The organism is Prosthecobacter debontii, from assembly GCF_900167535.1.
GTDB lineage: Bacteria > Verrucomicrobiota > Verrucomicrobiia > Verrucomicrobiales > Verrucomicrobiaceae > Prosthecobacter > Prosthecobacter debontii.
The window spans coordinates 272753-291870 of sequence record NZ_FUYE01000007.1 but is presented as its reverse complement, the minus strand read 5'-3'; the positions used below and the strand labels follow the sequence as shown (position 1 = coordinate 291870).

The window sequence follows — 19118 nt, the reverse complement described above, 5'->3', positions numbered from 1 at the left end:
TGCTCCTGAGTTTTCAGATCCCTCACCCTTTGGGCTTTCTCTCGTGATGCTTCGCTCCAGCTTCGCCACCCTTTCCCTAGTTCTCCTGGCCAGTTTAGGCTCTGTGCTCGCCGCCGATTATCATGGCGTGAAGGTGATCGCTCACCGAGGCGCGGGCTATGAATTTGACGAAAACACCGTCGAAGGCTGCCGCTATAGCTATGAACACGGTATCCTGGGTTATGAAGTGGACGTGCGGCTGACGAAGGACGGTCATCTCGTTCTCATGCATGATGCCGACGTCTCTCGCACCACGAATGGCGCTGGGAAGGTCGAGCAAATGACCCTGGCGGAGATCCAGAAGCTGAAGACTCAAAATCATCAGGTGCCGGTGCCTACAGTGGAGGATCTCTTCCGCTATTTTCACGATAAACCCGACGTCTATCTGATGCTGGAAATGAAAACGACGGACAAGGCCGCCTATCCAGACGAAGCCGTCGAGCCCTACTGCCAGAAGCTCTACGAAGCCGCCAGCCACATGCTGCCCCCGGGCACCTTCTGCTTCATCTCGTTCGATCACCGCGCACTCGCCGCTATCCACCGCATCGCCCCCGAGGCTTTCACCGGGTATCTCAGTAGCAAGGCCCCGACCGAAGAGATGATCGCCGAGGCCAAACAGCTCGGCTGCGGCCGCATGTCCGTGCCGATTCAGACCACGACGCGTCAAATGGCGCGCAAGATCAAAGATGCCGGTCTGCAACTCTCCCTCTGGCCCATCCGTGAGAAGGAGGATGCCGATCTCGCGGTGCTCTGGGGTGCCAGCATCATCTGCTCAGATACACCGAGCAGCCTTTTGGCGAAACCAAGTCCCACACCCTGACGGATTCACAAGCAGTCTCAGGCTTCTACCTGTGCCCGCTGACGCAGCCAGTGATCCACCAGCACGAGGTGAACCATGGCTTCCACCATCGGCACGGCACGAGGCAGCACACAGGCGTCGTGGCGGCCACGCGCTGCCAGCGTCGTTTCCTCTCCTGTATTGGTCACCGTCTTCTGCTCACGCAGCACTGTGGCCGTCGGTTTGAAAGCGACGCGGAAGACGATCTCCTCACCATTGCTGATGCCACCCTGGATACCACCGCTGCGATTCGTGCGCGTGCGGACTTGGCCGTGATCCATGTAGAACTCGTCATTGTGCTCCAGACCCGTCAGCAAAGTGCCGCCGAAACCGCTACCAATCTCAAAACCCTTCGTCGCAGGCAGACTCATCATCGCTTTGGCGAGATCCGCTTCCAGCTTGTCGAAGACCGGTTCGCCCAGGCCAGCGGGCACACCGCGCACCACGCACTCCACCACACCGCCAACGCTGTTGCCCTGGCTGCGCACGGTTTCGATGAGCTCAATCATCTTCTCCGCAGCCTCGGGGTCGCAGGTGCGCACGATGTTGGATTCGATCAGCTCCGCCGTCAGAGTCGTCGGCACCTTGGCCTCAAGATGCTGAATCGTCTTCACATAAGCGAGGCATTCATAACCCGGCAGAGATTGCTGCAGAACCTTTCGAGCAATCGCCCCGGCTGCCACACGCCCAATCGTTTCGCGGGCACTGGATCGTCCTCCGCCTGAGACAGCGCGAATGCCATATTTCGCATCATAGGTGTAGTCCGCATGGCTAGGACGATAGGCCTGCTGCATCTCCGTGTAGGCAGAGGGACGCTGGTCCGTATTGCGCACCAGGATGCCAATGGGCGTGCCTAAAGTCTGGCCATCCAGCACCCCCGAGAGGATCTCTGCCTTATCATCTTCTTTGCGCGGCGTAACGATCTTGCTCTGCCCAGGACGACGGCGATCCAGCTCATATTGAATGTCCTCCACACTCAGTGCCACCTTGGGGGGACAGCCATCAATGACCACACCAACCCCAGGTCCATGGGATTCACCCCAAGTGCTGATGCGGAAGAGAGTGCCGAGGCTGCTGGACATAAGAAGCGTATGATGGGCGGCTCAGGTGTCTGTGCAAGCAAAGGGTGTCTTGAGTGAGTTATGCCTGTTTTGCACACCTCTTATGATTGGAGAATGATTTACATATCCAATCTCCTTAACCGTATAGGGTGGGGATAACTTCAATAACCCTGTTCTTCCTTTGATCTGTGCCCGTTCCACGAGGGGCAAGACTGCGCACAAAACTGCGAAAAAGCTGTGGATGCTCAAGAACAATTCTCACTTATGAGGTTTGCTCGCAGACTTGCTCGGACTTATCGCCAAGTTGCTCACAGTTTGCTTTGGAAATTTCAGTGGTTTTAATATTCTGCTCAACCAAAGTATTCAGACGCTCTCCCAAGTTCTGAGCGCCGAGCGCTGAAATAGCGGCTTGGGCTTCGGCTTCCTTCTTACTGCTGCCGCTTCCCTGACCGAGAACGCTGCCCATCCATTTCACCTGAGCCAGAAAAGACTTGGCGTGGTCGGGCCCTGACTGACTGACAATCTCGTATTGTGGTGGGGCGGATCCAACGGCCTGAATGATCTCTTGAAGTTGCCCTTTTGGATTCTGGTTCCCGGGATTGGAGAGCAGCCGCTCCACTTCGGGAAGGAAGAGCTTTTGTGTCACCGTCTGGGCACCGATGAGGCCTCCGTCCAAATAGACAGCACCCACGATGGCCTCCAGTGCATCGGCCAGGCAACTTTCGCGATCTCGCCCCCCATTCGCAGCTTCTCCCCGACCCATGATGAGAAAGCGGCCCAAGCCAATCTGACGGCCTAAAGCAGCGAGAGCCTTGGTGGAGACGATCTGAGCCCTTAGTTTGGTCAGCTCTCCCTCGTTTGCCGTTGGCAGCCTGCCATAGAGAAACTCGGACAGCATGAGTTGGAGCACGGCATCCCCTAGGAACTCAAGGCGCTGATTGTCAGGCTGGGAGCGTTGGGCCTCATAACCCACGCTGCCATGGGTGAGAGCCATGGTGAGGAGAGAGCGGTCCCGAAAGGTGTAACCGAAAATCGAATCGAGCGTTTCCATGAAGAGGGAACTTTCCGTCAAAACGCCTGTTTTGGAGTGACTGTCAACGTGAACAGTCAAGGTGGGGTGATCGACGGGGCTCGAACCCGCAACAACCAGAATCACAATCTGGGGCTCTACCATTGAGCTACGACCACCATCTTAAAACAGTGGATGGGATATATAATGCTTCCGAACGATCGCGCCAGCACTTTTTCGAGCTCAATGCATCGTTGGGGAAATTAGAGGTTGTCAATGCGGGGCTCGCGCAGCACTCTAAGGCACGGTTTCCGAAGAGACCGTCTAGCGTTTCTCTATGCCTCCTCCTCGTCGTTCCTCTAATAACCGCGGCGGTTCACGCCGTTCTGGGTCGGGCCGTGGTGGCCCACCTTCACGTCGTCCCATGCCTGAGCCGGAAGACGACCTCAAACAGAAGGAAGAAGCCATCGAGCTGGATGGGGTCATCTCGGCTGTGCTCGCGGGCACCATGTTTCGCGTGAAGCTGAAGAACGGTCACGAAGTACTGGCCCACATCTCTGGCAAGATGCGCAAACGCTTCATTCGTCTCGTCATCGGTGACAATGTGAAGATTGAGATGTCGCCTTACGATATGGACAAGGCGCGTATCGTCTATCGTCTCTGACCTCAATGGCGCGGGACATCGTTTATTTCGACTTGGAAACCCGCCGCACCGCCAATGATGTCGGCGGTTGGGGAAACAAGCATAAGATGGGTATCTCCGTGGGGGTGACCTACAGCACCAAGCTGGGTGAATACCGCATCTATCTGGAAGAAGAAGCGGGTGATCTCATCCATCAGCTCACCCGTGCGGATCTCGTCGTGGGCTTCAATCATGTGAGCTTCGACTACGAGGTCCTGATGGGCCACACCATCTTCGATTTCCGTGACCAAGTCCGTGACCTCGATCTCCTGGTGGACCTGGAAAAGAAGCTCGGCCATCGTTTGAAACTGGAAGCTGTAGCGGCGGCCAGTCTCGGCACGGGTAAGACCGCTGACGGACTCGAAGCCATCCGCTGGTGGCAGCAGGGAAAAATGGCTGAAATTGCTGAATACTGTGCCTTCGACGTCAAGGTCACCAAGTGCGTGCATGAGTTCGGTGCCAAGAATGGCTTCGTGAAGTATCACGACCGCAACGGACGTGAGCAGCAGGTCGAAGTGGACTGGACGCTGGATTGAAGCGTGTTAGTTTCGGACTCGCTTCAGAGTCACTAAGAGGGCGGCGTGATCGCTCGCGGGCAGACGCCAGACCTTGCGCGCCTCGACGACTTCCCAATCATGGCCTAACCAAAGATGATCTAAACTGAGCAAGGGCAGACCAAGGGGCCATGTTTCTTTGAATCCTTCGCCAGCGGCCTCCAGGGCATGCGTGTAGTTTTCGCGAAAAGGCTTCAGCCAAACAGATTCTAGGGGGGTATTGAAGTCACCCATCAGGATGGCATCGGAGCGGCTTTGCGCATGGTTGAGCACTTCAGCCAATTGACCCTCGCGCGAACGAAACGGAAGCGGATAAACATCCGCCACGACGACCGGGAAGTCAGGTCCTAGACCTTGAACCTCGAAACGAGCAAAAGCGCCGATGCTCTCCAGCTTCCCCTGGGCTCGGTAGCGATAAGGAACGCGTGAAAACCAGAGAATGCCACGAGGCATCCAGGTCATCTGATATCCCGGTAGTAGCCCTTCATAAGTATGGCGAAACTCTTCCAGATTCATCCTACCCGGTTCGACAAAAGCCGCGAAGTGGGGTTGAAACTCCTTCATCAGATCCACCATCTCTTGATCGAGGCCCGAAGGGCGACATAGATTCCAGAACAGGATGTGTACTTCTTCCGCTTCCACACGTGGGAGGCTGGGTGTCGGATACTCTGCACGCCATGATCCATGAACCCAGAGGGCACCGAGGCCTACCGCGCACACACCAGCCCATCCACGGGCCTTCAGGCCAGATCTAGGCCAAACTAAGAGTGCGACGGCGAGGGCCAACAGACACGGTTTGGGCATGGCATAAAACAATAGATCGATGACTGGATATCGATCTTTGATACCGAATTGCAGCACCAATCCCACGACCAAAGCTGTCCAGCCCAGGAAATGAAATGAAGGCAGCACTCGGGAGATCATGTCCTCGCAAAGTGGTGCGGGCACTCCTGCCTGCAACTAAAGATCCCGCATGACCGTGCGATGCTGAAGGACCGCGGGCCTTCTTGGTGGCGTTTCTACCAGCGCCGTTTTGTCGCCATTAAAGGAGGCGGAGATACGTCTCCGCTTCCTCTTAGTGCACTGTTTTACTCAGTAGCAAAAGTTCAGACCGTGCGCTCAAGCTTATCGTCGATGCGGGCGACCAGACTGTCCAGCACCTCACTATTGCCAAAGCGCTCGATGACATCGGCCAGGAAGCCTTCCACGATCAGGCGGCGGGATTCACGATCCGAGATGCCACGTGCCTTTAGATAGAAGAGCTCTTCGTCGCTGATAGGCCCGCTGGTGCTGCCGTGGCTGCACTTCACTTGGTCGGCATTGATCTCCAGACCGGGGAGGCTGTTGGCCTCGGCCTCATCGCTGTTCACGAGATTGCGGCAGGTCTGGTAAGCGTCCGTGTAGTGGGCACCTTCATCCACGATGATGAGGCCGCTGAAAACGCTGCGGGATTTCCCATACAGGGCGTTCTTGTAGAGCAGGTCACTGGTGGCGTGCGGGGCCTTGTGACGCTGCAGGGTGCGCTGATCCACGATCTGGTCACCGATCGGCAGAGACACGCTCAGCATGTCGCTACGGGCTCCCTGACCGACAAGGTCGCTCACGCTCTCGCTTCGGCTGAAGGACGCACCCAGTTGCACCTGGAAGCTCTTCACATTGGCATCGCGTCCAGCGGTGATGCTGGAGAGGTGCAGCGCTTGAGCATCATCGGCCAGCTCCTGGCAGGCTGCATACGTGATCTTGCTGCCTGGGCCTCCCACGAGATCGGCAATGGCAATGCTCAGACCGCCTTCACCTTCCAGACTGCGGTAGTGATCCACCACGCTCACCTTCGCATGATCTTCGGCCACCACGAGGGTGTGAGGGAAAATGGCGGCGTGATCTCCGACCACCCAGTGGAAGACTTCGATGGGCTTCTCGATCTCCACATTCTTGGGAACTAAAATCACAGTCCCTGCCTTGACATGCGCCAGGTGCAGCGCCGCAAACTTACCCGAACCCAGGGGCAGATCACCCTTCATGAAGTGCTCTTTCAAAAGATCCGGCTGGGCCTTCAAGGCATCGGCCAAGCTCAAGCAGGTGACGCCAGCGGGTAGGCCTGTGGTTTCAGACTCCACCAAGGTGTCATTGACGAAGACAAAGCGGGCTGCGCGTTCTTTCAAACCCTCGGTCACAGCCAAGGCGGCGTGCGATTGAGCCGAAGTCGGCACCGTGGCAGGCGAATGATCTGCCAGCTCGATCTTTTTGGCGTTGGAATAACGCCAGTTCTCATCCTTGAGGCTAGGCAGCGGCAGCTTTTGAAACTCAGCCCACGCAGCTTCTGAGCGTGCCAGGAACCAACCTGGAGCCGAAGCTTCTTCGCGGACAGGAGCGATGATTTCTAAGCCAGAGGCGGCGGGGATGGCGGGAGCTTCAGACACAGGAGCGGTTGGGGTTTTAAAAGTGGGAGAAAGGGTGGCAGACATTGGGGGAATAAGTGAACAGCACACAGTGCTGCGATCAGGGCCGGAAAAGGGAAACCCGGTCAGAGTTTTTGAGGCAGGGATGGGGTCAAATTCATCTGCGATTGAGCATCCACAAAGGACAGAAGCATCATTTGCGCCCGAAGAGCATGCCATTGGCCAATCTGAAAAAAGGCGCTTATTAAAAGGAATACTGTCATCAGCGGGGCCACTCTGTAGAATGTCGGAGACTCAGCAATAGCACCGGGTGTTGCAGATAGGTGGTGGAGGCTGTGTATAACACCCACAAAAAACAGGCATAGGGCACTCGTTAAATGGAGACGCTTCATCTTTTTGAGCTTGTGAAGCAGAAGTTGATAAGCAGCCGGGTTCTGCGCCGCCTGCCGATAGTCTAGCTCTGTGGGTGTGGGGTCTTTAAACATCGTCACCAGATGGTGAGGTTGACTAACCGACGCTGCCTTCCATTTCGAGGTCGATCAGGCGCTTCAGTTCCACGCTGTATTCCATTGGGAATTCCTTCGCGAGATCGTTGATGAAGCCGTTCACGGAGAGGCTCATCGCTTCAGCTTCGCTCAAGCCGCGCTGCATGAGGTAAAAGATCTGGTCGGCACTCACCTGGCTGACGCTGGCTTCATGCTGGGTGGAGTGCTGATTGCCTCGCACGCTGATGGCCGGGTAGGTGTCGGTGCGGCTGTTGCTGTTGATGAGCAGCGCATCGCACTCCGTGTTGTTCTTGCAGCCCTTCAGGTGTTTGGGGATGTGCACCAGACCACGATAGGTGGAGCGACCTTCACCGATGGAGATGGACTTGGAGATGACGTTGCTGGTCGTCTCATCCGCCGCATGCACCATCTTGGCACCGGTGTCCTGGTGCTGACCGCTGTTGGCCAGGGCGATGCTGATGACCTCACCACGGGCGCGCTTGCCCTTCATGATGACGCCGGGATACTTCATGGTGAGACGACTGCCGATGTTGCAGTCGATCCAGCGCACTTCCGCATCTTCATGGGCGATGCCGCGCTTTGTCACGAGGTTGAAGACGTTGCTGCTCCAGTTCTGGACGGTCACATACTGAATCTTCGCGCCCTTCATGGCGACGAGCTCCACGACAGCGCTGTGCAGGGTCGCGGTTTCAAACTTCGGCGCCGTGCAGCCTTCCATGTACATCACTTCGGAACCTTCGTCGGCAATGATGAGCGTGCGCTCAAACTGACCGAACTGCTCAGAGTTGATGCGGAAGTAAGCCTGCAAGGGATGCTTCACCTTCACGCCAGGAGGCACGTAGATGAAGGAACCACCGGAGAACACGGCGCTGTTCAAGGCGCTGAATTTGTTATCCCCGGTCGGGATGACTTTGCCGAACCACTTCTTAAAGATTTCAGGATACTTGTGGAGGCCTTCCGTGCTGTTCACGAAGATGACCCCCTGCTCTTCCACCGCTGCCTTGATGTTGGAGTAGGCGGCTTCGGAGTCGTATTGAGCCTCCACGCCGGCGAGGAACTTGCGCTCCTGCTCAGGGATGCCGAGACGGTCGAAGGTCTTCTTCACGTCCTCAGGCACTTCATCCCAGGAACGCTTGGGCTTCTGACCATCGGACAGATAGTAGCGGAACTCATCGAACTTGATGTTTTCCAGGTCCTTGGTGGCCCAATGCGTCGGCATGGGCTTGCTCTGGAAAACCTTGAGTGCCTTGTGACGGAACTCACGGATCCAGTCGGGATCGCCTTTCACGTCAGCGATGTAATCGACCGTCTTTTCGGTGATGCCGAAACCGGAGTCGAATTTGTTGCGCTCGGGGAAAGTAAAATCACCCACGCTATCCACGCGGATGTCCGAGATATCCGGGATGTCGGGAATGTCGTGTTCGGGTGCAGTGACCATAAGAAGAAAGTGTTCGGGGTTCAGTATTCAGTCAGCAGTCCAGATCAGCTGATTTTGGAATGCTTGGTTTTGGAGGCAATGAAGCCGAGAAAGCGGGAATAGTCAGATTCAGAGAAGGCTCTCTTTGGAAGCCAATTAAAGGTGCCTTCAGGCAGGAAAATCATGACACCATCTGGCGTCACTTTTGATTCACAGACATCTTTCCAGGCGATGAAAGCGTGGTGGGAAGAAAGACGTTCTTCATACCCCTCCTCATTTATTGTCCAAACTGCCATTTGGCCATAGCCTGGAGTTGCTTTGAGTTGACGAATATATTCGGCTTTAAAACCGAGTATCCTCTTGGATGCGTATCCGCAGGCGCAAATCATTAGAACCCAGGGCATAATGTCCTGGAAAGCGATGTGGTCTTTTTTGGCAATGAACCACAGAAGATAAAACGAAATGCCTACAGCCATGAGAACGAGCACAGGCAAGCGCCAGCGCTCTCCCCAGTTAGCCCATTTGAAAGAAGGGAGGTGTGATACCACGTCCCACTTACAAGAAGCTGTAATCTCTTCGTTCATCAAAATCAGTTAGGCAGATCAGGCATTTGCCAGCAGCTCTTCCTTGACCCAGTCATAGCCTTTCTCTTCCAGCTTGAGGGCCAGTTCTTTACCGCCGGTGTGGACGATTTGGCCGTCGATCATCACATGGACGATGTCGGGCTGAATGTAGTTCAGCAGGCGCTGGTAGTGAGTGATGACGAGGAAGCCGCGGTTCTCACTGCGCATGGCATTGACGCCGCGGGAGACGATCTTGAGGGCGTCAATGTCCAGGCCGGAGTCGGTTTCATCGAGAATGGCATACTTCGGCTCCAGCATCATGAGCTGGAGGATCTCATTGCGCTTTTTCTCACCGCCGGAGAATCCTTCATTGACGCTGCGGCTGGTGAAGCTGCGGTCCATCTCCAGCTGGTCCATGCGAGCGTACAGTTGCTTGTAAAACTTGATCGCATCGATGTCTTCACCCTTGGGCAGACGAGCCTTCAGAGCAGCACGCAGGAAGTTGGCGTTGCTGACGCCGGGAATCTCATGCGGATACTGGAAAGCCAGAAAGAGACCGGCGCGGCTGCGCTCATCCACTTCCATCTCCAGGATGTTTTCACCCTCCAATAGCACTTCACCACCCGTGACTTCGTAGTCTTCGTGGCCACAGAGCACCTTACTGAGTGTGCTTTTGCCTGAGCCGTTCGGCCCCATGATGGCATGCACTTCACCGGGATTGATGGTGAGGTTCAGGCCTTTGAGGATTTCGCGACCGGGGATCTGGGCGTGGAGGTTTTTGATTTCGAGGGACATGTGGGCGTTTTGAAAAAAGGGTTGGGCGTTAGGCTTTGGCGGCGCAGACTTCGCAGGTGCCATGGATGGCGATGTCCATACGAGTGACCTTGGTGCCAGCCGGAAGGTTCCAGAATTTGGCGGGGTCAAAATCCGCTGCCGGGTGGGCATCGATGACTTTGCCGCAGGTCTCGCAGTGAAAGTGGACGTGCTCGTGCAGATTGGCGCAGTAGCGGGATTGGCCGCGCTCCAGTTGCACCTGACGGATCAGGCCGTGGCTAGTGAGGTGATCCAGGCAGTTATAGACCGTGGCCAGAGAGATGCTGGGGGAGCGCTCCTTCACGCGGGTGAAGAGGTCGTAAGCCGTTGGGTGGTCGTTGGACTCCGCCAGTGCCTGAAAAACGTCGCGACGATGCGGGGTGAGCCGGGCGTCTGTGCCCAGCACAGCCAGACGGCAGTCCAAGCCGCTAGGCTTGGAGGTGGATCGTGGGGATGGGGTGGCCATGGTTTAGAATTAGAATTGGAATGATTCTAACTGTATTGAGAACGCCTACTTGGCAAGTGGGAGATGCTTTTTAAGACGTAAAAAATGGTTTTTTGTGCAAGAAAGCTCGCTTGCTTACTGCCATGACCCGTGTCTCCGCCGATGACTTGCCCTGGAATGCCCAAAGTTCACCCCAGGGGAAATACGGGGTCTTGAGGCGTGCCCTCTCCCAGGCCGCAGGCTGCGGTAAAGACACCGGCACTTGGGGAGGTGGGCATCCCTTCGAGGTGGAGATTCACCGAGTTCCACCTGGAAAGATCAATTTTCCCCTGCATGAGCACAGTGCTCAGTGGGAGGCATATTACATCCTTGCCGGTCAGGGGACGCTGCGTCATGGAGAAGGCCATGAGGAGCCCGTGAAAGCGGGAGATTATCTGGTGCTCCCACCGGGAGATGCGCACCAGCTTATCAACTCAGGTTCTGAGGATCTCACCTTCCTGGTCATCGCCGATCAACCGCAGGCGGATATTATTCACTATCCAGACTCGGGTAAATGGCTGCTGAAACCGCAGCGTAAAGTCTTCGAAATGAAGGAGGTGGATTATTTCCAGGGGGAAGAGTGAGAGGCTCTGGAAAAGAAAAACGCTGCCGTTGTTCGCGGCAGCGTGGAATTGGAACAAAGATCCTAGCTGGATGAGCTTGATTACTGGGCTTGATCGTTCGGCACAGCAGGTTTGATCTCCTCCACAGGGGCTGTGGGGGCAGCTGGTGCTACCGGGGCAGGAGCCGCTGGTGCGGCAGGCGCTACTGGGGTGGCTGGCAAGGTTGTGATGGTGGTTGTGGCGGCAGCACCAGGACCATTGGGATCATCCGCGGTCAGCGTGGTGGCTTCGGCAGTTTCTTTAGCAGCCTCGGCGACTTTGCCCTCAGCGGCTTTTTTCTTCGCGTCGGCCAGTTTAGCGGCATTGGCCTTAGCCTTGGCATTGGACTGCTTCAGGTAGGTCGCATAGTCAGGACCGCTGCCCGTAATGGTGACGGGGGTGCCCAGGGTGACGTTGCTGAAAATGGTCCCGGCAATCTTCGAAGGCAGGCGGATGCAACCATGCGAGGCGCGACGTCCAGGGCGTGGGATGGGGCCGATGTGCATGCCGACACCGTCATTGGTGAGTCGCATGAAGTAGGTCATCTTCGCGGCTTCGAAACGGCCTCCTGGTGGCAGGAGATCACGGCCTTGCTTGAAGTCTGAATTGATCAGCTTGCCATTCGCATCGTAGCCCTTGCCATAGAGGTTGGAAACCTTGTTGGCGACTTTTTCGATGATCTTGAACTCGCCTGTGGGGGTGGGGAAGCTGGTGATGCCGGTGGCCACATAGGTCCAGCCGATCTGTTTCTTACCGTGATAGAGAGCGGCCTTCTGCTCATCGACATTGATGGTGATGGAGGTGATGCTTTTCCCTTCCTCATACCATTCAAAAAGCCCCGTGGGCTTCTTCGCGGCTTCAGGGGCAGGTGGGGGAGTTTCGGGCGGGCTCTGGCAAGCGGTCAACCAGAGAACAGCGGCCAAAGCCGAGGTTTGAGTGACAAAGCGCAACGCGCGGGGGAAAAGCATAAATTTTGTGGGGATTGTAAGCTGTTACGCCGTGGGCCTCAAGAAGTAGCACCTCATGCTAGTTTATTTCCAGTAAATCGCTTGGGAGGGAAATGATGCGCGTAGCGCCGTGCTCCCGCAACTCCTCCACGGAGCGAAATCCCCAATCCACACCGATGCCGACCATGCCGGCACTTTTTGCAAAGGCCATGTCGATACCGGAGTCTCCGATGTAAGCACACTCCGTCACTGAGAGCCTGAGTAAACTCGCAGCCTCATACGCGCCTTCAGGGGAAGGCTTGCGTGGCACCTCGGCTCGCTGACCAAGAATGACATCAAAGTAACCCTGGCCGAAGAAGTGTTCGGTCATCGGCACCGTGAAGCGGTGGGCTTTATTCGAAATGACGCCGATTTTGATCCCCTGCTCTTTCAGGCTGGCCAGCATCTCGGTAATGCCTTCGTAAGGGCGAGTTTCATCTTGCCAATGCCCGTCGTAAAACGCGCGATACTCCTCCGTGCAGACGCGGATCATCTCGGGGGTGCGTTCCGCCTCGGGCAAGGCACGCTCCACCAGCTTCTCCATGCCATCGCCGACCATCTGGCGAAACATGCTGATATCTTGACAGGGCGGAAAGCCGCGGGTTTCAAGCATGCGGTTGATGCACCCGGCAATGTCGGCCAGGGAATCAATCAAGGTGCCATCGAGATCGAAGATGAAAGCTTTCAGCATGGTCCCTGCATGGCGCGGAAATCCCGCATCTGCAAGTGTCTGCCCTTCTCTTACAGACCGGATTGAGTATCGGCTTCAGGACCCACGGGGAGCGGATTTGAAATCTGCCAAACAGCGGCCTGCCCCTTGCGCTGGAGCGCCAGCCAATTAAGCGCAGGGGCATAGAGGATCTCATGTCCGCCATCAAACAGGGTGATCCGCGCGTTACCTGAAACCTTACGGAAAAGCACAGGCTTGCTCACGGGCTGGTGGGCGAGTTCAGCCGACATGCCCGGTTTCTTTAGAGGTAGGCCGACGTAGAGTGCATCTGCATCGGGTGCCGTCCAGTTCGAGGGACGTTGCTGGCTTTCATAGTAGGCGCTGATCTCGGTCGGGGCTAGAGGCTCAGTGGCAACTTTGTTGAAAGCAAACAAGCCATGACGGAACGGCACACTGCCGACTCGTCCATCATGAATCCCGTGGTTAATGTCCAAAGGCACGTTGCGGGCCTGAGCGAGGTGAGTTAGGGGGGAACGCTTGCGGGCGTCCTCCAATCGCTCTGCGGTGGGTCGGCCGCCTAGCGCTTGTTCAATATTGCGAGCGTAATTGTCGGGCGTGCCGTCCGTCAGATGTTCGTTGTGCCAAGCGGCGATATCACTGATGCCACACCAAGCGGAGACGCCAGCCCAGATCTCAGGATGTCTGCCTGCCATGAGCATGGCCATGTGACCGCCGCCACTCACTCCGATCAGGTAGATGCGGTTCGTGTCCACACGCTGGGTCTTTTTCATCTGCTCGACAGCATCCACAATGTCTTGCACAGCTAGGTCACTGCCCATGCTTTCAGGGGTGCGGTTAGGACCCCGAAAATGCGGGTAGATGAAGTGCCAGCCACGATCCATGCACCATTGAGCATAGCTGCGACCGTTGGAGGCTTGAGTGTAGTCCCCGCTCCAGGTGTGGAGTCCCACAAGCAAGGGCTGGGTTTCTTTAGATGCAGGGGACCACGTCAATGCAGGCTGAAGCGATTGGTCCACGCTGCTCTGAATTTCAATACGCCTTACCTCAGGTTGCCAACCTTTGAGAACAGGCTCTGTGGCGTTGGCGCTTAAAATGAAACCAAAAGCAAAAAAGAATGAACGAAACATGAGGCAGATTAGACAGACGGAGCCGGGCGGCAAGTGCCCGCTCGCATGGCATCTGCTTAAATGCGAGTGAGTATCAAATGCAGCCTAACATTCTTTTGTTTTTGATTGAATTTTTATTGCATCAGTTGACGTTTCCTCAGTAAGATCACATCGTTATATAGCTATGAGCTTCAAGCGTCGTTTTATCGCATCACTCCTTTTGATGGCCTATGCCGTCACAGGGACTTCGTTGATGCCTGCGACCATGCTCATCTTGGCCAATCTAGATGGCAGTCATAGCATTCAGGTACAGGAGTCTGATCATGGCACGCAATTGCTATTGCACCACAACCGGGGAAATTATACCCCTTTAGTTTGTGATCATACTGGCGCTTTAGCGCGTGTAGTTGTCAGCCTCTGTCGGCCGGATTCCACGGGTGATCATAATCTGGTAGCTGCTCACATGAGCGGCCAAGCCAATACGGAAAGACAAAATTCCAAGTCGTCTGTGAAACAAGCGGCGACGCTAAATCATCTAGCGACATCAGCTTTGATTCTGTGGAGACCACAGCCAATCAAGACTCAGCTCGTGGCCAAACTGCGCTTACGGGATGAGCCTCAGAACTTCAGCACCTCACAACGGAAATCGTTGTCCACGGTGCAGCTCGTGATTTGAAGATGGATAAGCATGGTCTTTGTGACAGGCCCAGCCTGTGATGCGGACACCATGCTATGACGGCCTAACTAAAAGCCGGTCATCGATAGCGCGCAGGTAGCTATCACGTGCCTCCTAACCGAGGTCATTGATGCCTTGCGCTCAGGAGCCATACCGGCGGCTCCCATTGCCTCACTCTTCACTTCAAATTTCATGAAAATGTTCCTGTCATTGATGGGGGCCTGCCTCGTGGTGGCGCCTGCCCATGCCCAAACCCGAGACTGGACACCGCAAAACCTAGTCCAGGAAGCTCTCCATAAGAATCCAGAAATCCGCTTCTATGAGGCAGAGATCGAAGCGGCCCGCGCAGGGCGGCTCTCCGCAGCTCGGCTGAGTGATCCTGTCCTCTCGATGGAAACGGGTGCCATGAGCATCGCAGGCCAGACAGACGGCGCTGTCTGGCGTGCCGAGATCGCGCAGGTCTTTGATTTTCCAGGTCGATTGGCGCTGCGTAAAGCGATCGCGGATCAGGACATCACTCTCGCTGAGCTGGGGCTTGAACAATGCAAATCACAGCTTGGCAATCAGGTGCGCGCTTTGGCAGGAGACGTGGTTCTACTGCGCCGGAAAGAAGCCGCTGCCAGGAGTGTGCAAGAGCGGCTGCGCAGTCTCATCGAAGTGCTGGTACAACGGGACACCGGGGCAGTCAGTGCCCTGCTGGAGAGACGCATTCTGGAAGCTGCTTTACTGACGAGCACTCGAACACTGACAGAAGCTGCGAAAGAAGCGGATGCGGCCTCGGCAGGGTTAGCGGTGCTCTGTGGGCTAGCTCCGGAAGAGCGTCTGAATTTAGCAGATGCAGACACTGCTTTTCCTGAAGCCAGGTCTTTGCAAACGCTCAAACAGCAAGCGGCGAAAACCAACTTCGGACTTCAGCAAAAAAGACTCGAAGTGGCCAAACAGGGCCTGAAAGTGGACCTCACAAAAACAGAGCGGTGGGGCGACATTACCTTTGGCCCCTACATGGCTGGCCAGCACGCAGGGGGCACTCAGATCGAAGGGGGGGTGGTTTTTTCCATTCCTCTCCCTCTCTGGGGTAAAAACAAAGGCCAGGTGGCCGCAGAAAAGGCGAGGGCTCAGCAAGCAGAAGCCCTCCTGGCCGCGGCACTCAGAGACTTAGAACGGGATCTAGCCGTCTCGCGCTCGGCCTATGTGGCTGAGTTGTCGGCTCTTTCTCAATGGCGGCCCGAGAGCGAAAAGGAATTCCGTGATGCAGCAACCGAAGCAGATCGCCACTTCCGTCTTGGTGCAGTCCCTGCGGCCACCTATGTGGAAATGCAGCGGGGCTACCTCGAGGCGATGGATGCGCTGATCGAATCCCGCCGCAGTGCGTGGAAGCACCGCATGGAGTTGGAGCGGCTCATCGGTAGTCCGATGAAAGCCGATGAGGGTCGGTCGGCCAAAGCAGTCGTCCAACAGAACTGAGGTCTAACCATAAGATCAACCAGCTTACTGTTTCATGATCTCCTCCATCCTTGAGTTCTCGTTAAAAAACCGGCTTCTCGTCATCATGGGAGCGCTCCTCCTTATGAGTGCCGGTATCTTCTCGGCCCTGCATCTGCCTGTGGATGCTGTTCCTGACATCACCAATACGCAGGTACAGGTGAACACCGCAGTGCCTGGCCTGGCTCCCGAGGAGACGGAAAAGCTGGTGACCTACCCTCTTGAACTCGCCTTGGCTGGCATTCAAGGTGTGGAAGAATTTCGTTCTTTAACCAAGTCTGGACTTTCCCAACTCACCCTCGTGTTTCGGGATGGCACGGACATTTTTAGGGCGCGTCAGTTAGTCAGTGAGCGGCTGGTGCAGGTTGAGTTGCCCGCAGGGTTGAGCCCAGAGATGTCGCCGATCAGCACCGGCCTCGGGGAGATCCTCTACTACACCTTAGATTATCAAAAGGAGGCATCGCAGCGAAACCAATCTCGCGAGCGTCAACTCATGGATTTGAGGGATGCCCACGAGTACATCGTGAAGCCTTTTCTACGCACCATTCCCGGGGTTGCCGAGGTGAATAGCAGCGGGGGTTATGAGCGGCAGTTGGTCATTTTGCCCAAACCCGCCGCCCTCATGAATGCGGGCCTCACCTTTGGTGAGTTGGCCGATATCATTGCCAAGAATGTCGATAACGCCGGTGGTGGAGTGATCGAACGTGGAATAGATCGAGTCTTGATCCGCAGTGTCACTAAAGTGGCCAGTGTTCAAGACATCGCTCAACTTCCGGTGAAATTTGCCGCAGGTGTGGAGCCTATCCGGGTGAAGGACCTCGCTGAGGTCGGTATCGGCAGTAATGTCCGCACTGGCTGCGCAGTGGAGAATGGTGAGGAAGCCGTGCTTGGAACGGTGATGATGCTGGTAGGTGAAAACAGCCGCATCATCAGCAAGAGGGTCGAGGAAAAGCTGCAGGAACTCCAAAAGAAACTCCCGGAGGGACTGGTGATCCGCATCCAGTATGCACGCAGCGAGGTCGTGGATCGCACCATCGAGACCGTCCAACACAATCTCTTCGAGGGTGCTATTCTGGTCATTGCTGTGTTGCTGATGTTGTTAGGCAATTGGCGTGCAGCTCTTATCGTCGCTTTGGCCATTCCTCTCTCCTTCCTGTTCGCCCTCATCGGCATGACTTTTGGAGGTGTATCGGGGAACTTGATGTCTTTAGGCGCGGTGGACTTCGGCCTCATCATCGATGGGGCCGTGGTAATGGTTGAAAACATCGTTCGCGTCTTGGGCGAAAAACAACACGAGCTAGGCCGGAAGCTCACGCCCAAGGAGCGTCTAGACGCAGTGCGAGACGCTGGTGCACAGGTGGGTAGTCCCATGTTTTTCGGCGTTCTGATCATCACGCTGGTTTACCTGCCGATTCTCGCGCTGACAGGCATTGAAGGGAAAATGTTTCATCCCATGGCCATCACCGTCATGCTGGCTCTGGGGGGGGCCTTAGTTCTGGCTTTGACCCTGATGCCGGCTCTGTGTTCTCTCCTACTGACAGGGTCCATCAGTGAGAAAGATAACTTCCTGATGCGCTGGGCCAAAGCTGCCTACGCTCCCATGCTGCATGCGGCGTGGAGTGGGCGTTGGGGAGTCCTCGGAGGCGTCGCCGCATTGCTGGTGCTGACAGCCTGGACCTTCGTGGGTCTAAAGCAGGAATTTGTGCCCACGTTGAATGAAGGCTCCTGGACGGCCATGGTGTATCAACCAGCAAACACCAGCCTGAAAACTTCATTGGAGCGTTGCATCAAGACGCAACGCTATCTCGTGGATCAAGTCCCCGAAGTGACACGGACCTTCGCCCGAGTCGGCACCAGTGAGGTGGCCACAGATCCGATGTCCCCAGGGGAATACGACCTCTATATTTTTTACAAACCTCAGTCGGCGTGGAGGCAAGAAAACGGCAAACCTGTGTCTCGTGATCGCCTGGCGGAATTGATTCGCGAAGAACTCGCGCGAGAGGTCCCTGAGCAGGACTACGACTTTGCTCAGCCTATCCAAATGCGTTTCAATGAAATGCTGGAAGGCTCACGAGCAGATCTCGCCGTGCGCATCTTTGGAGATGACTACGATGTCATGGAAAAGATCGGTGAAGAGGTGAAATCCATCCTGGAGGGAATGACCGGCACGAACAATGCGGAATTCGAAACCCAGGGGCGCGTGCCAGTGATGGAAGTGCGCGCAGATCGGGCTGCCATGCTGAAATACAATGTCGAGGCCGGTGAGATCAACGCGGCCATTACGGGGGCCATGGCGGGGAATGTCACGGGCACCTTGATGGAGCATGATCGTCGCCGCAGCATTGTGGTGAGGCTTCCTGAAAATTTGCGCAACGATAGCCAAGTGATCAAGACCTTACCTGTGCGGACGCAAGACGGCTCATTGATCACTCTGGATCGCCTCGCCGACTTGGTGGAGGTGCCGCAGGTGGATGCCATCGGCCGTGAAGACGGTCACCGCCGAGTGGGTTTGAATGTGGACTTAGCTGGCGGCGTGGATGCGGAAGCTTACGTGACGGAAGCCCGATCTAAGATCGCTCAACAGGTGAAGCTACCGGAAGGGTATCGTGTCGATTTTGGTGGCCAGTTTGAGCATCTTCAGGAAGCGCGGGCACGCTTAGCCATTGTCGTGCCCTTGGCCCTGGCGCTGATCTTTGTCTTGATCCACGCTTCTTTCAAAAGTGTCGTTCAGACCCTGATCATTTACACGGGCATCCCGCTCGCAATCACGGGTGGGGTATTGGCTCTTTGGATGCGAGGCCTTCCGTTCAGCATCAGTGCCGCCATTGGCTTCATCGCCCTCTGCGGTGTGGCGGTGCTTAATGGGGTGGTGCTGATCAGTTGCTTCAATCAGCTTCGGAATGAAGGCCGAAATGCTGAGGAAGCTGTTCACGAAGGAAGCTTGCAGCGTTTACGCCCCGTCATGATGACGGCGTTGGTGGCCAGCCTCGGCTTTATCCCCATGGCCATCAGTGAAGGGGCAGGCGCCGAAGTTCAGCGGCCCCTCGCGACGGTCGTCATTGGCGGCATCGTCAGCAGTACCTTTCTCACCTTATTTCTGCTTCCCGTTCTTTATCGCTGGGGGGTGAAAGATCGTCCCGCGGAGACGCATCGCAAAGCCGGTCGTCCCGCCCAGAACGTGTCTCTGCTGCATGTGCAGCCTGTCTGAAT

The 19118-nt window shown here is 56.0% G+C and carries 19 protein-coding genes and 1 tRNA gene; 7 read left to right on the top strand and 13 right to left on the bottom strand.

Annotated features, from left to right (window positions below; all coding sequences use genetic code 11):
* Positions 1-46 precede the first annotated feature (46 nt).
* Complete coding sequence (locus B5D61_RS12715) at positions 47-859, top strand: glycerophosphodiester phosphodiesterase (RefSeq protein WP_078813774.1); 813 nt, start codon at positions 47-49, stop codon at positions 857-859.
* Positions 860-876: 17 nt separating this feature from the next.
* Here the strand turns inward: B5D61_RS12715 and aroC are convergent, their stop codons facing one another.
* The 3 genes from aroC to B5D61_RS12700 all read right to left on the bottom strand — a co-directional run bounded on the left by aroC (position 877) and on the right by B5D61_RS12700 (position 3126).
* On the bottom strand, positions 877-1959 hold the full coding sequence (gene aroC, locus B5D61_RS12710; RefSeq protein WP_078813773.1) for a chorismate synthase: 1083 nt from the start codon (positions 1957-1959) through the stop codon (positions 877-879).
* A 241-nt stretch (positions 1960-2200) separates the two neighbouring features.
* Positions 2201-2989, bottom strand: a complete 789-nt coding sequence (gene rnc / locus B5D61_RS12705; protein ID WP_078813772.1) for a ribonuclease III — start codon at positions 2987-2989, stop codon at positions 2201-2203.
* A 62-nt stretch (positions 2990-3051) separates the two neighbouring features.
* Positions 3052-3126 (bottom strand) — tRNA-His (locus B5D61_RS12700).
* A gap of 245 nt (positions 3127-3371) precedes the next feature.
* Between B5D61_RS12700 and infA the strand changes: the two genes are divergently transcribed.
* Positions 3372-3611 (top strand): translation initiation factor IF-1, encoded by a 240-nt coding sequence (gene infA, locus B5D61_RS12695; RefSeq protein WP_078813771.1) that lies wholly within the window; start codon positions 3372-3374, stop codon positions 3609-3611.
* Between the two features lie 5 nt (positions 3612-3616).
* Positions 3617-4165, top strand: coding sequence for a ribonuclease H-like domain-containing protein (locus B5D61_RS12690; RefSeq protein WP_078813770.1), 549 nt, complete (start codon positions 3617-3619; stop codon positions 4163-4165).
* A gap of 6 nt (positions 4166-4171) precedes the next feature.
* Here B5D61_RS12690 and B5D61_RS12685 read toward each other — a convergent pair whose 3' ends face one another.
* From B5D61_RS12685 to B5D61_RS12660, 7 genes are all read right to left on the bottom strand, one after another.
* Positions 4172-5107: an endonuclease/exonuclease/phosphatase family protein gene (locus tag B5D61_RS12685; protein WP_078813769.1), complete on the bottom strand. Its 936-nt coding sequence runs from the start codon at positions 5105-5107 to the stop codon at positions 4172-4174.
* Between the two features lie 182 nt (positions 5108-5289).
* Positions 5290-6648, bottom strand: coding sequence for a Fe-S cluster assembly protein SufD (gene sufD, locus B5D61_RS12680; protein WP_176159397.1), 1359 nt, complete (start codon positions 6646-6648; stop codon positions 5290-5292).
* Positions 6649-6707: 59 nt separating this feature from the next.
* A complete protein-coding gene (locus B5D61_RS26300) occupies positions 6708-7067 on the bottom strand; it encodes a hypothetical protein (RefSeq protein WP_176159396.1) in 360 nt (119 codons plus the stop codon).
* Between the two features lie 22 nt (positions 7068-7089).
* Positions 7090-8526 (bottom strand): Fe-S cluster assembly protein SufB, encoded by a 1437-nt coding sequence (gene sufB, locus B5D61_RS12675; protein ID WP_078813767.1) that lies wholly within the window; start codon positions 8524-8526, stop codon positions 7090-7092.
* 44 nt (positions 8527-8570) lie between these two features.
* Positions 8571-9089: a YcxB family protein gene (locus B5D61_RS12670; protein WP_078813766.1), complete on the bottom strand. Its 519-nt coding sequence runs from the start codon at positions 9087-9089 to the stop codon at positions 8571-8573.
* An 18-nt stretch (positions 9090-9107) separates the two neighbouring features.
* On the bottom strand, positions 9108-9863 hold the full coding sequence (gene sufC / locus B5D61_RS12665) for a Fe-S cluster assembly ATPase SufC (protein WP_078813765.1): 756 nt from the start codon (positions 9861-9863) through the stop codon (positions 9108-9110).
* A gap of 28 nt (positions 9864-9891) precedes the next feature.
* Positions 9892-10347, bottom strand: coding sequence for a Fur family transcriptional regulator (locus tag B5D61_RS12660; RefSeq protein ID WP_078813764.1), 456 nt, complete (start codon positions 10345-10347; stop codon positions 9892-9894).
* Between the two features lie 122 nt (positions 10348-10469).
* On the opposite strand from B5D61_RS12660, the gene B5D61_RS12655 reads away from it, so the two are divergent.
* Complete coding sequence (locus B5D61_RS12655; RefSeq protein WP_078813763.1) at positions 10470-10949, top strand: cupin domain-containing protein; 480 nt, start codon at positions 10470-10472, stop codon at positions 10947-10949.
* A gap of 80 nt (positions 10950-11029) precedes the next feature.
* Here the strand turns inward: B5D61_RS12655 and B5D61_RS12650 are convergent, their stop codons facing one another.
* Genes B5D61_RS12650 through B5D61_RS12640 form a run of 3 tightly spaced genes read right to left on the bottom strand, consistent with a single transcriptional unit; the run spans position 11030 to position 13771 of the window.
* Positions 11030-11935, bottom strand: coding sequence for a L,D-transpeptidase (locus B5D61_RS12650; RefSeq protein ID WP_078813762.1), 906 nt, complete (start codon positions 11933-11935; stop codon positions 11030-11032).
* 58 nt (positions 11936-11993) lie between these two features.
* Positions 11994-12644 carry an HAD family hydrolase gene (locus B5D61_RS12645; protein ID WP_078813761.1) on the bottom strand — a complete coding sequence of 217 codons (651 nt, stop codon included), beginning with the start codon at positions 12642-12644 and terminating at the stop codon, positions 11994-11996.
* A gap of 50 nt (positions 12645-12694) precedes the next feature.
* Positions 12695-13771, bottom strand: a complete 1077-nt coding sequence (locus B5D61_RS12640) for an alpha/beta hydrolase family protein (RefSeq protein ID WP_078813760.1) — start codon at positions 13769-13771, stop codon at positions 12695-12697.
* 163 nt (positions 13772-13934) lie between these two features.
* On the opposite strand from B5D61_RS12640, the gene B5D61_RS12635 reads away from it, so the two are divergent.
* From B5D61_RS12635 to B5D61_RS12625, 3 genes are all read left to right on the top strand, one after another.
* Positions 13935-14426: a hypothetical protein gene (locus tag B5D61_RS12635; RefSeq protein ID WP_139373237.1), complete on the top strand. Its 492-nt coding sequence runs from the start codon at positions 13935-13937 to the stop codon at positions 14424-14426.
* Between the two features lie 192 nt (positions 14427-14618).
* Positions 14619-15890, top strand: coding sequence for a TolC family protein (locus B5D61_RS12630; protein WP_078813758.1), 1272 nt, complete (start codon positions 14619-14621; stop codon positions 15888-15890).
* A 34-nt stretch (positions 15891-15924) separates the two neighbouring features.
* Positions 15925-19116: an efflux RND transporter permease subunit gene (locus tag B5D61_RS12625; RefSeq protein WP_078813757.1), complete on the top strand. Its 3192-nt coding sequence runs from the start codon at positions 15925-15927 to the stop codon at positions 19114-19116.
* The last annotated feature ends 2 nt before the right edge of the window (positions 19117-19118 follow it).